This is a genomic window from Roseofilum halophilum BLCC-M91 (assembly GCF_030068445.1).
Taxonomy (GTDB): Bacteria; Cyanobacteriota; Cyanobacteriia; order Cyanobacteriales; family Desertifilaceae; genus Roseofilum; species Roseofilum halophilum.
The window spans coordinates 1-15,277 of record NZ_JAQPOK010000006.1; the positions used below are offsets into that span (position 1 = coordinate 1).

Below are 15,277 nucleotides of genomic sequence, written 5' to 3' on the forward strand. Positions count from 1 at the left end.
CGGACATGAATAAGCTCCCTGGATTTTTAATTAGGGTATTTCCGCTTCACGGACATGAATAAGCTCCCTGGATTTTTAATTAGGGTATTTCCGCTTCGCGGACATGAATAAGCTCCCTGGATTTTTAATTAGGGTATTTCCGCTTCGCGGACATGAATAAGCTCCCTGGATTTTTAATTAGGGTATTTCCGCTTCACGGACATGAATAAGCTCCCTGGATTTTTAATTAGGGTATTTCCGCTTCACGGACATGAATAAGCGGACTTGATATGAGTTCAGAAGGCCAGGTTTTCTAGGGCTAAAGAGGCTGCTTCGGCGACGTTGGGGTGAGCGTCTTTGCTGAGGTATTTGAGGGCGGATTGGCTTTTGCGACAGGGTAAATGGCCCAGGGCTTCCGCTAAACGCTGACGCACGAGCCAATCGTCTGAGGCGGCAAATCGCAAAATGGCGGAGACGGCGCTGATGTCTTGAATTTCTCCCAAAGCGGCGATCGCCGCCTGTTGGATCACGACTTCCGCACTATCTAGGGCTTGCAGTAAGACATCATGGGCCCGTTGATCCCGTAAATTGCCCAGGGAAACCGCCGCACTAAAGCGCACCAACCAATCCGGGTCTTCATAAAAGGCCCGCACTAGGGGTTCAAAGGCTCTTAAATCCCGCAAGTAACCCAACGCACCCGCAGCATCGGCGCGAATACCATAATCGGGATCGGTTTCTAACAGATTGACCAGCAGGGGATAGGATTGTTCTGTTGGCTTAACTCCCAGAGCAAAAATGGCCATAGACCGCACTTGCTGATTGCGGTCTTGAAGTGCTTTTTTGATCAAAGGCATTGCTTCAGTTGGGGAGAAATCGCGCAGTGCCAACAATGCCAGCTTGCGATCGCGAAGATTATCACTATCGAGTTGGATCTTCAGTTCTGTTAAGCTGGTCATAATCTTAAGAGACAAAAGGGTAAAATAACGGCGATGATTAAGTTATATCAACAAATTATAAATCACTCTTAACCCAACCGAAATATTTCTCTTCTGGCACTCCCCAACTCAAACGTTCGTCAGCCCAGAGCAATGTTACAATCAACTGGGATTCTATATTATGTTAACTAACTCAGCGATGCGTCGAGTTCTTCAATCTTATCTGAGTGCAGCCCTATTCTCTAGCGTGATGGTGGGCATAAGCGCGATTAACTTGCAACCAGCTACCGCTCAACGACAACAGCCCCCTCGGTCGGTGCGCTGTGAAAGTCGCGATGCTCAACCCGCGAACTGCCCCATCGATACTCGTGATGGGGTAACTTTAGTTGAACAATATTCCACGGCCTCTTGTATCGGGAATTGGGGGTTTGGTAATGGGTTTGTTTGGGTCAGAAATGGTTGTCGGGCCCGGTTTGAAACCAATTATGCCCAAAATCCCGGTGGGGGCGGTTTTTTTGGCCCTCCAGGGATAGATTTTAGAGATCCGGTGCGTGGTGGCTCCCGCGAACAAGTGGGGGTTACGTCGGGTATTTATAATAATCAGGGCGATCGCGTTCGCACCGTTTACCGGGGGGAACCCATAGTGGTCAACTGGAACAATAGTTTTTACTACGGTGGGCGACAATATGTCCGCGTTCGGACTCAAGATGGTTTAGTGGGCTGGATGCTGGCGATCGATAGACGGAGATAGGTTCCACTCAGAACTTGAATTTTAACTGATGATAATTTTAACCAATGATGATGGGATTGATGCTCCCGGTATTCGCGCTCTCCAGAGCGCTCTTGGGGGTGAGGGGATTCTGGTTGCACCGACGGTTCAATATTCTGGATGCGGACATCAAACCACGACCCATAAACCCCTGAAGATGGAACAGCGATCGCCGAATGAATACGCGGTTCACGGTACGCCTGCCGATTGTACTCGTTTGGCGATCGCCCAACTGCAACCCCAATTGAATCAGGACATTGATTGGGTACTCTCTGGAGTCAATGCGGGGGGAAATATGGGGATTGATGTCTATATGTCTGGAACTGTGGCTGCGGTGCGCGAAGCGGCTATTCATGGCATTCCCGGTATAGCGATTTCCCACTGGATTAAGCGCCCTTTGGCGATCGACTGGGAACGAACTACGCAATGGACAGCCCATATTTTATCCAAGCTGTTTTCCCATCCTCTAGAGCCTCGATGTTTCTGGAATGTGAATATCCCCCATCTCGAACCCGGTGCTGAAGAACCGGAAATGGTGTTTTGTCCCTTGAGTACCCAACCGTTGCCCCTCCAGTATCGGGTAGAAGGAGGTGAGTATATCTACTGCGGAAATTACGATCGCCGCGATCGCACTCCGGGAACTGATGTCGATCTCTGTTTTTCCGGCAATATTTCTGTGACTCAAGTGCGGATCTGATTGACATCTTCTGGTTAGATATTGAGAATAAAAGGAATTTAGGGGGCGATCGAGGAACCCTGCTGGTATTAAAACAAAAATAGAGATTTTCATCACATCCGGATTACACTTAGGGTCTCGGTAAAGAGAGTATAGAAGTTAATTGTGTGGCATCTATGCACTTTCCGCTCTCTTTATTGGTGTCTCCCCTGTTCATGGTGAACACGATCGCCACGACTCCGGTTTCTTCTCCTGAAGTTCCCACTCTATCCGTTGCTTCCGAGTCCACAGAACTCATCTATGGATATGGATACAATCGTAGAGGAGGTCAAACTCCCAGAGGGGGTACGGGACGACGACGGATTATGGCGTAACGTTTCCGGTAGAGGGTAATTGATCCAATTGATATGTTGCATCTTCATAGCACCCAACTCTGCCCATACTCGAACAGAGTTGGGCAGTTTTTTCTAGATCGGAAATGGCTTTATCGGCTTGCTTTTGCTTCATGTAAGCTAATCCCCGGTCATAATAGGCGAGGGCAAAATCGGGCTTGCGCTCGATCGCCCGTGTAAAATCGGCGATCGCCCCTTGTGCATCCCCTAAATCCAACCGCGTTAAGCCCCGATTATGATAGGGAACCGGATCTTCTGGATCGAGGCGAATGGCAATATTGTAATCCTCGATCGCTCCCTGAAAATCTTGTTTTTTCCGCCGGGCTAACCCCCGATTTTGATAGGCAAAGCCATCGGTAGGTTCTAGATTAATGGCTTGGGTACAATCGGCGATCGCCCGATCCTGATCTCCCACATTTGACCAAGATAAACAGCGATTCAAATAGGCAGCCCCTAACGTCGGCTCTAGTTCTAGGGCCTCAGTATAATCCAGAATCGCCTCCTTATCGTCTCCTAAATCTGACAATACACTCCCGCGATTCACGTAGGCAGGGACAAAACTGGGATCGAGTTCGATCACCTCAGTATAATCGGCGATCGCTCCCTGGCGATCGCCCAACTCAAAGCGGATATTGCCACGTTGATAATAGGACTGACTCAGGTGACTCTCCAGCAAAATCGCCTGGGTAAAATCCTCCAAAGCCGCCTCCAGATTCTCCATATCTTGATGAATCAAGCCGCGATGATAATAGGCTTCACCCTTTTGTGGCTGTTTGGCGATCGTCTGGCTATAAGACTCCAGAGCCTCCTCTAGATTCCCCTCTTCTACATACCCTTGAGCCTCCCTCAGTCTACCCTGATTACCCAACCCTGATAAAGATAAACGACTCGATCCCAAGGCAATGACCAGCAAGATCAAACTCCCTAACGCCACCATCAACGGTAATAAATAACGCTTGGCTTGCCAAGAATTCAGGGGAGTCACCGGCGTTGCCTCCTCATAACTGACGGTTTCTTCTGGGGGTTGTCCTTGGGGAACTAATGGAGGCGTTTCCGAGCGCACTAAGTGCCCAGTCACCTTACCCGGTTGCAAACTGCTCAAATCTTCTAAGACACTGGTGGCTAACTGATAGCGTTCCTTTGTATCTGGAGCCACCATTTTATTCAAAATCCGAATTAATTCTGGATTGGCTTTCACTCCATCACACCAATCATGGTTAGCTTTACCCCTCAAAGTCGATAATTCCAGAAGACTTTGGCCGCTCAGTAGTTGAATCCCAATCATGCCCAACGAATAGAGATCGCTATTAAAATGGGCTTGTCCTTGGTCTTGTTCTGGGGAAACATAGACCACCGAGCCATTTCTTTGAGCCTGTAACAGTTGTTGCTGAGAGCGCATCACTTGAGCGCCAATTTCCTTAAAAATCCCAAATCCGGTCAGCACTAGGCGATCGTCCGATTTACGGCGAATTAAATTCGAGGGTTGAATTGAGCGATGGATCAGGCCTCGACTATGGACAAAGGCTAAAATTTGTAAGACTTCTTCGAGCAAACTCACCACTTGCGTTTCTGACCATTGGGGTTGAGATTCGAGTTGTTTTCGTAAACAAGTGCCAATAACAAACTCTTCCACCAGATAAAAACTTTGACTCTCTTCAAAGTAATCCAACAGTTTCGGGATTTGGGGATGAGCGCCAAGACTTTTGAGGGCTTCCGCCTTCTTATTGAGTAAAATTAAACTAAATTCTAAGGTTTTGGGATTATTACCGGGCAGTTTCAATTGCTTGATCACACATCGAGGATGGCCGGGCAAATGGGTATCGCCGACCAGGTGAGTTTGACCAAGCTGGTTGGAGCCAAGGGTTTTAATAAATTGATATCGCTGGTTAAGCAGCCGTTCCATGGGGCTTGTCTCTTGAGTTGCTAATAATCGTCCGCTCTACGAACGACTCTCACCCGTTTGATTGTTGTCTGCCAACAGGGGAGGCGATCGCCTATCATCGTGTTATTGTGCCATTGATGCTCAGAAAGAAAAGTGATATTTCATTTCCCCTGTTGACGATTTTAACCCGGTTCTTGGCGAACACCAACTTGCAGATGTTGCCACCGATCGCTGTGAATGGATGATTCTGATTTAACCATTCAACTATCCCCTCCTCCTGTCCCTGGATCTATTTCTGGGGGAGGAATCAATGGACTGACTCTTTATCCCATACCCCGATCCTTGTAGGATAGTAGATCGCCCCATAAAAATTTGAGGACACAACCCCATGGATGACAACTTAATGTTAATGATTCCCGGCCCGACTCCAGTACCCGATTCGGTGCTGTTGGCCATGGCCAAACCGATTATTGGTCATCGCAGTGGCGACTTTAGTTTGATTATGAAAGAGGTGACGGAAAATCTCAAGTGGTTGCACCAAACCCAGAATGATGTCCTAATTGTCGCCGGTAGTGGAACCTCGGCCATGGAAGCGGGAATTATTAACTTCTTGAGTGCAGGCGATCGCGTTTTAGTCGGATCGAATGGTAAATTTGGCGATCGCTGGGCGAAAGTCGCTAAAGCCTATAACCTAGAGGTAGAGATCATTACCGCCGAATGGGGACAACCGCTCGATACCGAAGCATTCCGGGAAAAGCTCGAAGCAGATAGCGACAAGCAAATTAAAGCAGTCATCATCACCCATTCGGAAACTTCCACCGGGGTACTCAATGACTTAGAAACCATTAACCGCTACGTGAAAACCCATGGACAAGCCCTGATCGTGGTAGATGCCGTCACCAGTTTAGGCGCTATTAGCGTTCCCATTGATGAATGGGGGTTAGACGTGGTAGCCTCCGGTTCCCAAAAAGGGTATATGATTCCTCCAGGCTTAGGATTTGTCTCCGTGAGTGCAAAAGCTTGGGAAGCTTATCAAACCGCAACCTTACCCAAATTTTATTTAGATTTGGGCCCCTATCGCAAAACAGCCGAGAAAAATAGCAATCCCTTTACCCCTCCGGTGAATCTATTTTATGGCTTACAAGTGGCTCTACAGATGCTCAAAGATGAGGGATTAGAAAATATTTTTAGCCGTCATCAGCGATCTACCCAGGCCATTCGCGAAGCGGTGAAAGCCTTGAATTTACCCACCTTTGCCCCCGATAATGCCGCCAGTCCCGCAGTCACCGCAGTTGCACCGGATCGGGTGGAAGCAGAAGCCATTCGTTCAACGATGCGAAAGCAGTTTAATATCGCTCTAGCCGGTGGACAAGACCATTTGAAGGGTAAAATTTTCCGTGTGGGTCATTTGGGATTTGTGGGCGATCGCGATATTCTCACCTGCATTTCTGCCCTCGAAGCTACTCTGCAAATTCTCGGCGATACCGGTTTCACTCCCGGTGCAGGAGTAACCGCAGCAGCCAAGGTTTTAACTTAAACCATTGCAGAGGGTTAAGTTAGGGCTTTCCGACCGGAAAGCCCCTACAACTTGATAAATAGAGTCAAGTTCTGATTCGAGATAATGTCTTAAATACTTAACCTCCCTTATTCATCCGATCTTTCAAATCGTGCAACTCCTGATCCGCTTCCCAACGGCGAAACTCTTCTTCTAACGGATCGGGACTACTGCCAATGCGAGTATAACCCTGATTCCAACCGGGAGGAGAACTGGTTGTTTTTTCACTGGCACTCGCTTGAGCCTCCATTTTCATCACCCTAGCGTGAACCTCTTCCTTACGTTTTTTGATCTCCTGATACAACTCCTTCGCCTTCACAATTCTCTGTTTACAGCCTTGCATTTTTCCCCATAACTGATTCCCTTTGTGCAACAGGGCATTTTCCCGTTCTTGTGCTGCCTGGGCTAAATCCATCCGCCCTTTTTCTGTCGCTTTTTGTACCCAACCATGCCAACGCTGAATTTCTTGAGCCGTTGCCATAATTTCTTCTTGGGCTTGTTTTTCTTGACGCTGTAAATCCACAATCAAGCGCAGGGTATCTTCCTGTTGTTCATGGAGTTGATCTTCTAAAATTGATAACTCCAATTGGGGATGATTCCGAAGAAACTCATCCAAACGATCTTCTAAAAAGCGATTGACATCATCAAAAATACCCACTGTTTTATCCTCCTCTACTGATATGATCATAAACCAGTTTTAGGGGCAGGTTTAGCAACAATGGGGTCAAAACATTAGACGATCGGTCAACCTGCCCCTACGGTAATCCTCAAAACTTTTGACCGACAAACACCGATCGCACCTCACCATTACGCCGAACGATCGCCTCTTGATTGACAATATCCACCAACATCCATCCACTCGAACCAATCATTTCCCCCACCTGAAACCGGCGAGACATGCCATCAATCTCAAACAAGGCTGCCGAGCGATCGCCCAACTCCAGAATTCCCGTCAGCATCAAATTGCCTTCAGGATTATTCGTCACATTCGGTGGAACCGGTGACGGTGAGGGAGAAGGCGAAACTCCATCATTAGTCGGACTCGGTGATGGTGTCGCCACCTCTGGGGAAGGCATCGGAGCAGGAGTCGGTTGATACACGGGAATATAAACCCGCTCCAACACCTGAGTCGGAGGAGATGGAAGGCTTTCTGGTAATTGTGGCTCAGAGTCACTCTCTGGTTCAGCCTCCTGATTTTGGCTTAACCGATCCTTCAACTTCAAAGAGCGCTGCATATAATTGGCAAACTCTTCATCCGCTAACCCTGTGGAGGGTAAATCAACCGGAGCCATGGGTTCCGGACTCGGTTGGCTAGAGGGCAATAACCGGGCCCACTGTTGGCGTAGTCCTTGCCCTGTCTGGCTGCTGGATATCCACCAACCCAGGGGAAGGGCGATCGCCGCACCCAACCCAACTAACAGCAAGCGATCCCACCAAGGCTGAACCCTGGGAGCAGGAGGAGAAACCGGAAGCACCTCTTCCTCCTGTACAACCATTGGCTCTAAATCCTGTGCCCAGTCCGTCCCTTCTATCTCTGGGTTTTCCTCAGCAGGGGGACTGATTTCGCTCTCCTCTACCGTTGTCAATGGATTTTCCTGATTGCCGGTCTGAGGGATACGGCTTAAACTGGCCAATTCTGGGGAGATCTGAGCCAGATTTTCGGCGATCGCCTGGGGTAACTTCATGGAAGGAATATCCAGGGGTTTGAGAGAAACCGATTCCCGTTGCACAGGTTCCTTCGGCAGAGCGCCACCGCGATCTAACACGCGGTCAATATCTTCAAACAAATCATCCATCAACCCATTGACTTCTTCTTCCATTGACCAAGAAGCCATATGGATAGAATCTGAATTCAAATCAGACTCGTTATCGCGTTTGTCAACATCCTGATCCATAGCAGGGGGTTCGTTCAATGTCTTGACTCGATGGGTAGCAATGATTTTCTGCCATCACTCTAACATGATGCCAATCTCAAGTGAAAAATACAAATCCAAGATTCCATTCTCCCCCTCTCCCTCTCCCTGCGTCCCCATTTCCCGATGCCCCCATCTCGAAAAAAAAACCCCTTAGCGGGGGAGCCAAGGGGAATCATCAGGGTGCATCTACCATACCACTATCCCTAAGTCGGTCTTCTCATTCCGGAAAGAGTGGGGAAAAACATTTCTTCATCAACAAGTCTCCCCTCTCGTCTGCTCGATCGCCCCTCAACCGATCGCCCACTCCGTCAATTTCACCATCAATCCACCACTCTGGAAATCCCATTAAGACTAAGGTTTAGGAATCCAACCCTTCACTTCACTATCGAGCAGGGGTTTTTCCAGTTTCACATATTCACTTTTCGCCGCTTGCAAAATATGCTTCATCTGCACCTCTTCGTTATCCTCTGCGGCTAGAAAAGCGGCATTGAGGGCAATATTGCGGATATTTCCCCCAGAAATGCTCAGTTTTCCCAGTTTGTTCATATCTAGACCTTGAGTCGGGGTTTCCGGTGGGAAAATTCTGCGCCAAATTTCTGCCCGTTGTTTAATATCCGGGAAGTTAAAGGGGACGATAAACCGGATGCGTCGCATGAAGGCATTATCTAAGGCTCCTTTAATATTGGTGGTGAGAATAGCCAAACCTTGATAGGCTTCCATCCGTTGCAACAGATAGCTCACTTCAATATTAGCGTGGCGATCGTGGGAGTCTTTGACTTCGGAGCGTTTCCCAAATAGGGCATCGGCTTCATCAAATAATAAGATAGTGCCCCCACTTTCGGCGGCATCAAACACGCGGCGCAAGTTTTTTTCCGTTTCACCAATGTATTTACTGACGACAGAACTCAGATCGATTTTATATAAGTCTAGTTCTAAGGTATTCGCCAGCACTTCGGCGGCTGTGGTTTTCCCCGTGCCACTGGGGCCAGAAAATAGGGCACTGATGCCTAAACCCCGTCCACTTTTGCGCCGAAAGCCCCAATTTTCATAGACTTTTGCCCGTTGGCGCAGGTGAGCGGCCATGGTTTGCAACGTTTGCATTTGCGTATCCGGAAGCACCAGATCGTCCCAGGTGGCTTTGACTTCGATCCGTTGGGCCAGATCGTCCATGCGGGGGCGGGCTTGGTGGCGACAGGCGCTCCAAAGTTCATTAGTAATAGTTTCTGGTGATTGATTGCGGTGTTTACTGAGGGTATGGGCGCAGATGGTTTGAATTTGCGTACTGGTGAGGTTGAATTGGGAGATTAGGGTTTGCACTTGGCCGTTAAGTTCGATACCCCAGGAATCGAGGTGAGTTTGCCAATATTGGGATTGTTGGGTGAGGGTGGGTTTGTGGACTTCCAGGTTGATGATGGAGCGGTTAGGGATGGAGAGGCGATCGCCACTGGTGAGAATCACCGGCGTGCTAATCTCTTGAATCAGCTTGACTAGGGCTAGGTTTTGGTTCAGGGGAGTAGCCAGGCGATCGCAGTTAATCAACAGCGCATACCCCTTGAGAAAGGCTTCCCGATGCCATAACCTCAGCAGTTGATGCACATCATGGGGACTAGAGGGAAGTTGAGCGGGATCGAGATGATGAAGCGTTAAATTCAGGCTAGAAAATGCAGTAGCGGCTAAAGCCTGTTTACTCTGACTATCTTCCCCACACAATTGTACCAACGGAAACTCCTGACCATTAGCCGCACTCACCCAAGTATCCACCAACGTTTGAATCAATTCATGGTCATGTTCCATCAACGATACCGAAATATCCACCGGTTGGATCAATGCTTCGAGTGGCAACGGTTGAGTTTTCACCCCCGCCAAATAATGCAGAATACTCTCATCAATACGCAGGGGACTGAGGGTAAATGAAGGGCCAGCTCCCAGTTCAATTAAGCGCCAATAACGTAAGGGAGATTCCGGAGTTAACGCGCTCCAATGGGGGCGATCTAAAACTTTTAGCGCTAACCCAAATGTGGGGTAAGATTTCTGCCCTGTTCCTTGTAGATGGCTCAACCAGTCTAAAAACTGTTCATCTAATTCTGCTCCCGCACACAAGAGTAAAATATCTCTCTCAAAACTAGACAGATTAAACGTACTACACAACTGATCCAGGGAAAATTCCGACTCCTCCAGATCGGGAATGGATTCACCTTCCTCTGTGACGATTTCCCCCCTAGAAGAGTCCCTACTCATTTTGTCATTTTCATGTCGGACGAAGTCCGAAATCCTGGTTTGTAGTTGTGCCAACGCTTGGATTAAAGCCTGTTGATTTTCGTTTTGCCAGGTGGTGTTGAATAAATCAGTCACGGTTTAATAGAAATTTAGTTAATAATTTGGACATAAGGCTTTTGCCCTCTCCCTAAATCCCTCTCCCACTCCGAGAGGGACTTATGCTCCCCTTCTCCCTTCGACTGCGCTCAGGGCAGCGCCTGCGGGAGAAGGGGTTGGGGGATGAGGGGCACACGCTTCAAACTCATCTAAAAACGCCATATAAACCCAACTGCTTCTCCAGCCTGAAACGGTAATCCTTCGAGCAGTAAGGTTCCGTCTTCTTTCAGGATAGCAGTGACTTTGTAAGCATTCATGAATCTAATATCAAATCTATTTATTTACGCTACCTATCTCTGTAGGGGCGGGTTATACCCAAATCTTGTAGACTGACAACTATTTTTGTAAACCCGCCCTCCCCACTCCCCCCATCCCCCAGAGAAGAAAGCGCTGTATGAAATCATTCCAAGGTGAGAATGGGGCCGATATATTGTTCATAGGTGGGACTATTGGGATCGAGATCCACATCCAGTAAGCTTTCTGCGCCATCAATTTGAATGCGAACAAAATACTCTCCCGGTTGTACGTTGCTGATGGGAATTACGGGGGTGCGGGTATTTTCCCGAATGGGGGTACTGTTGAACAGATAGGCGATCGCACTTTCGCTAGAATATTCATTCAGCATCAGCACCACTCGCTGCCCTGCACCGATGGTGAGATTAGTACGAATAATGATTTTACCCAAGCGTCGGTCTTCTTCCGTCCCTTCCATATCTACCAGTTCATAACCCAGAAAACTCGGACGCACCACAAACGGAAAAACATTGGATTCTACCTTTTGAATCGGTTCCGTGCTAGCGCTACGACGGGGAGAACGGCGACCATTTTGAGTAGGAAGAGAGGGCAGTTGGGGATGAATAACTTGCAGAGATTGCACTCCGGCCCGCAGATGGGTATTGGGAACCAGGCGCAGAGGAAGACTTAATTCTGTGTCGTTGATGATTTGGGGAGTGACTTCCGCTTGATTGATCCGCACTTGGGTGACGGAATTCGAGAGGAAGCGACCGCGAATACGGAGGGTACTGTTGGCTAAAATGGGCATATATTTGCCCGTGGTATTCACCACTAGATCGACGACCGGTTGTTTGGGGAAGGGGCCGCCAATCATGCGGCGATCGCGCACCGGTAGTGCAGATTTGGCCGATACATCACTTTCAATCAGAATCACACTGACTTTATAGACTATAGACAAAGCATGGGGAGTCTGAAAAAAAACCGACCAAATTTTCGAGAGTTCATCCGTAGAAACAGAGACAAATTCTGCCCGAATCTGTTCAATTTGGTCTGCTAAATCCGAGCCTTCTAAGTAGTCAAATGTGGGATCGTTAATCGTTTCCTGAATCATGGCCGGTGTAAAAACCAATTGATCTTCTAAGGCACGAGCCACACACCCTAAAAGTCGCTGTGGTTCTAATTCCGCATCATTGCCATAACAGGAAATCACGTAAAATAAATCTAGGGCTGCCTGCCTTCGCTTCACCATATCTCCCCGTCGTTGAAAGTTGGGAGTATCTTGGTTCGTTAAAGCCGGATTGCGTTTGATGTGATACAAATATAGATTCACCCCCGTTTCTGGAATACCTCCCCCTGCACCATCCGGGCGCACCGTAGTTACCCTAGAACCATCCACATCCGTTTGTATCGCTTGTTGAATAATGCGCTGCATCGTCGCTGTAGCCGTGGCGATCGCTAAATAATTAGCCATTCAATTCACTCACTCACTTCAGTTCTCTAGCCATTCTGGAGTCAGATCCTGCCCCAGAATAGCTCATCGGGTCTTAGCCGCTATCTTAGCCTAGGATGACTCCTTCAGGTATGGATTAATTTTTGTCCTTTTTTATAGATCTTTTCACCAAATTATTATCAATTGTTAAGATATTTAAAAAAATGTAACCCTTCAAGAAAATCCCTTAAAAAACTAGCCATTTAGAATCCCGTTATTGTATCGTTGCACTATTATGGTCAAGAGTTATTTAGGAAAAATATCTCCCTATTATTTGATTTTGATATCCGTTGTTGGATAAAGTCATCCTCTTAACCGGAAATCTCCACAGTAACTTGGTATTCGGAAGGAATCCATTATGGCGAGACTTGATTATTACGCTCCCGGTGTTTACATCGAAGAAGTCAATCGCGGCAGTCGTCCCATTGAAGGGGTTCCGACTGCTGTGGGAGGCTTCGTCGGTTTTACCGAAGACATCCGAGGGGGCGCAGAACCGTTTAAACCGATGTTGGTCACCACTTGGGATCAATATCTACAATATTTTGGCCGGCCCAACTCCGATGGGTTCACCGACTTTGGCGCTTATCTGCCCTTAAGTGTCTACGGATGGTTCCTCAATGGTGGGGGACGCTGCTGGATCGTCAGCATTGGCACGCGCTTACCCGGTTCCCCGGAACCCGAAGCCACAGAAACCGGAACCAGCATTACCAACCGGGGAAATCGACCTTCCCTCAAATTCTCCATCCGTCCCGGTTCCGATCTAACAACCACGGGCGATAGTGGCTCTAGCCTTGTTCCCGTAGATCGCTCTGTTCGGGTACAAATTATGGAGGGAGAACCCAAACCTCCACCAGAAGAGGCAGAAGCTTCTAGCACAACCCTTACCGCCAATACTGGGGAATTTTTTACTGTTGTTGTCGCCCAAGGGGATGAAGAACTCGAACGGTTTGAAAACCTGACCATGAATTCCCAAATCGAGACTTCTGTAGCCGATTACGTGGTGACAGCCTTAGAAGAATCGGAATATATTGCGGCTATAGACCTATCCATTAGCGGTTCGCCCCTAGCCCGCAAACCCAGTAATGGAGTGTATGAAATCAGTCCCCCCCTAGTGATGCCTCCCCCCGATCGCTTCTCCCAACATATTGAAGGGGTAAGGGATGACCGCACCGGGGTTCGCGGACTCTTCGAGATTGACGAAGTAACGATCATGGCTTGTCCCGATCTGATGAAAGTCTATGAAGCGGGACTGATTAACATCGACCAACTCCACGGCATCATGGATGTGATGGTCAGTCTCTGTGAAGGAGCAGCCGATGGCGATATTCCCAATGCTCCCAACCGGATGGTAATCCTCGATCCGCCCCCAGACCGGGTAAAACCCCAAGAAATCAGTCGTTGGCTGCGGGAAGAATTTAACCGTCGTTCCCAATTTGCCGCCCTCTATTATCCCTGGATTCGGGTTCCCAATCCCAGAAATGCCGGCCGCCCGGTAGCCATTCCTCCCAGTGGCTATATGGCCGGGGTTTGGTCTCGCACCGATGAAACGCGAGGAGTCTACAAAGCACCCGCCAATGAAGTGCCCAGGGGGGTAATGGGTTTAGCCTATGATTGTAATTTCCGGGAACAGGAACTGCTAAACCCTGCCGGAATCAACTGTATCCGTCCCTTCCCCAGCCGAGGTATTCGGGTTTGGGGCGCTCGGACTTTGGTTGAGCCGGATAATATCCAATGGCGCTATATTAATGTGCGCCGTTTGATGAGCTACATCGAAAAATCGATTGAGAATGGGATGCAATGGGTGGTGTTTGAACCCAATGATGAGGACTTGTGGCAACGGGTGAAACGCACAATTACCAGCTTCTTAACAGATTTGTGGCGATCGGGTGCTTTGATGGGCGGATCTCCCAACGAAGCCTTCTATGTCAAATGTGATGCTGATATCAATACGCCCCAGAGTATGATGCTCGGTCGATTGTATGTCGAAGTCGGTATTGCCCCCGTGCGACCGGCTGAATTTGTGATCTTCCGTATCAGTCAGTGGACGGCTGAAGGCGAAGGTTAATCCCCCCCCCTCATCCCCCAACCCCTTCTCCCGCAGGCGCTGCCCTGAGCGCAGTCGAAGGGAGAAGGGGTGAATAAAGTCCCTCTCGGAGTGGGAGAGGGATTTAGGGAGAGGGCATCTCATTTGACAATGGTATACATGCATTCAAATTCCTAAACATATCAGCAAAAGGACAGTGACACCATGCCTCCCGTTTATACAACTACAGCCAACCGATTTTATTTAAACTTTGAAGGGTTAGAAGAATTAGAAGTCAAAAGTATGGCCGCTCTCACCTATGAAGGTAAAGTAACCGGTGGAGATAAACCCATTCACAGTGGTAAAAAAGGTGGAGCCAGACATACCACGATCGCCGGTTATGAAACCAACCCTTCCATGACCATCGAAGTTTATGTCAATGATGATACCCAAGGCGCAGCACGGCGATTATTTGAATGGTTTATAGAGGTCATGCCCAAAGAAGAAGGGGGCGGTGGCAATTGGGCCAATAGTCGTAAATCCGGTTCATTGGTGGTTTACGATCCCAGTAATAAAGAGGTTTTGCGGTGGAATTTAGACCGAGCTTGGATTAAAAAATATTCGGTTTCCGATGTGGATGCCACCTCTGGGGAATTGGCCATGGAAACCTATGAATTCGTGGCAGAAAGAATTACCAAAGTGGTCGCCATGTCTAACGCAGCCTAGTCGATTCTTTCATCTAAAATGAGGCAATAGATATAGTGCGAGCATCTTGCTCGCTGCCTTTCTCTAGCGAGCATCTTGCTCCGTGCCTTTCTCTAGCGAGCATCTTGCTCCGTGCCTTTCTCTAGCGAGCATCTTGCTCCGTGCCTTTCTCTAGCGAGCATCTTGCTCCGTACCTTTCTCTAGCGAGCATACAGCGTTTTTCGATGTTATGAGGTACAGTAATCGAAATGTTCCTTGAGAGTGTTGTCCCATGAAAAGCCTGAAGAATGGGCACTCTAGCGTAAAAAATGGTTTTCCCATTACCCATTACCCATTACCCATTACCGCG

The 15,277-nt window shown here is 48.4% G+C and carries 13 protein-coding genes; 6 read left to right on the top strand and 7 right to left on the bottom strand.

Going from position 1 to position 15,277, the window contains the following annotated elements; all coding sequences use genetic code 11:
• Nucleotides 1-275: 275 nt before the first annotated feature.
• A complete protein-coding gene (locus tag PJF56_RS01090; RefSeq protein ID WP_283760780.1) occupies nucleotides 276-935 on the bottom strand; it encodes a HEAT repeat domain-containing protein in 660 nt (219 codons plus the stop codon).
• 160 nt (nucleotides 936-1,095) lie between these two features.
• On the opposite strand from PJF56_RS01090, the gene PJF56_RS01095 reads away from it, so the two are divergent.
• From PJF56_RS01095 to PJF56_RS01105, 3 genes are all read left to right on the top strand, one after another.
• Nucleotides 1,096-1,665, top strand: a complete 570-nt coding sequence (locus PJF56_RS01095) for a DUF3011 domain-containing protein (RefSeq protein WP_283760781.1) — start codon at nucleotides 1,096-1,098, stop codon at nucleotides 1,663-1,665.
• Nucleotides 1,666-1,690: 25 nt separating this feature from the next.
• Nucleotides 1,691-2,380 (top strand): 5'/3'-nucleotidase SurE, encoded by a 690-nt coding sequence (gene surE / locus PJF56_RS01100; protein WP_347179405.1) that lies wholly within the window; start codon nucleotides 1,691-1,693, stop codon nucleotides 2,378-2,380.
• Between the two features lie 155 nt (nucleotides 2,381-2,535).
• Entirely contained in the window at nucleotides 2,536-2,733 is a 198-nt protein-coding gene (locus PJF56_RS01105; protein WP_283760783.1) for a hypothetical protein, read from the top strand.
• On the opposite strand, the gene PJF56_RS01110 is transcribed toward PJF56_RS01105, so the two are convergent.
• Entirely contained in the window at nucleotides 2,723-4,654 is a 1,932-nt protein-coding gene (locus PJF56_RS01110; protein WP_283760784.1) for a tetratricopeptide repeat protein, read from the bottom strand. The genes PJF56_RS01105 and PJF56_RS01110 overlap by 11 nt on opposite strands.
• A 367-nt stretch (nucleotides 4,655-5,021) precedes the next feature.
• On the opposite strand from PJF56_RS01110, the gene PJF56_RS01115 reads away from it, so the two are divergent.
• Nucleotides 5,022-6,170 (top strand): pyridoxal-phosphate-dependent aminotransferase family protein, encoded by a 1,149-nt coding sequence (locus PJF56_RS01115; RefSeq protein WP_283760785.1) that lies wholly within the window; start codon nucleotides 5,022-5,024, stop codon nucleotides 6,168-6,170.
• 97 nt (nucleotides 6,171-6,267) lie between these two features.
• Here the strand turns inward: PJF56_RS01115 and PJF56_RS01120 are convergent, their stop codons facing one another.
• From PJF56_RS01120 to PJF56_RS01140, 5 genes are all read right to left on the bottom strand, one after another.
• On the bottom strand, nucleotides 6,268-6,846 hold the full coding sequence (locus PJF56_RS01120; RefSeq protein ID WP_283760786.1) for a TIGR04376 family protein: 579 nt from the start codon (nucleotides 6,844-6,846) through the stop codon (nucleotides 6,268-6,270).
• A gap of 109 nt (nucleotides 6,847-6,955) precedes the next feature.
• A complete protein-coding gene (locus tag PJF56_RS01125; RefSeq protein ID WP_283760787.1) occupies nucleotides 6,956-8,083 on the bottom strand; it encodes a hypothetical protein in 1,128 nt (375 codons plus the stop codon).
• Between the two features lie 238 nt (nucleotides 8,084-8,321).
• Complete coding sequence (locus PJF56_RS01130) at nucleotides 8,322-8,450, bottom strand: hypothetical protein (protein ID WP_283760788.1); 129 nt, start codon at nucleotides 8,448-8,450, stop codon at nucleotides 8,322-8,324.
• A gap of 5 nt (nucleotides 8,451-8,455) precedes the next feature.
• Nucleotides 8,456-10,456: an ATP-binding protein gene (locus PJF56_RS01135; RefSeq protein WP_283760789.1), complete on the bottom strand. Its 2,001-nt coding sequence runs from the start codon at nucleotides 10,454-10,456 to the stop codon at nucleotides 8,456-8,458.
• 421 nt (nucleotides 10,457-10,877) lie between these two features.
• Nucleotides 10,878-12,182, bottom strand: a complete 1,305-nt coding sequence (locus PJF56_RS01140) for a Pvc16 family protein (protein WP_283760790.1) — start codon at nucleotides 12,180-12,182, stop codon at nucleotides 10,878-10,880.
• A 376-nt stretch (nucleotides 12,183-12,558) separates the two neighbouring features.
• Here PJF56_RS01140 and PJF56_RS01145 point away from each other — a divergent pair, with 376 nt between their 5' ends.
• Both PJF56_RS01145 and PJF56_RS01150 read left to right on the top strand, forming a co-directional pair.
• Nucleotides 12,559-14,265, top strand: coding sequence for a phage tail sheath family protein (locus PJF56_RS01145; RefSeq protein WP_283760791.1), 1,707 nt, complete (start codon nucleotides 12,559-12,561; stop codon nucleotides 14,263-14,265).
• A 183-nt stretch (nucleotides 14,266-14,448) separates the two neighbouring features.
• A complete protein-coding gene (locus PJF56_RS01150) occupies nucleotides 14,449-14,949 on the top strand; it encodes a phage tail protein (RefSeq protein ID WP_283760792.1) in 501 nt (166 codons plus the stop codon).
• Nucleotides 14,950-15,277: the final 328 nt, after the last annotated feature.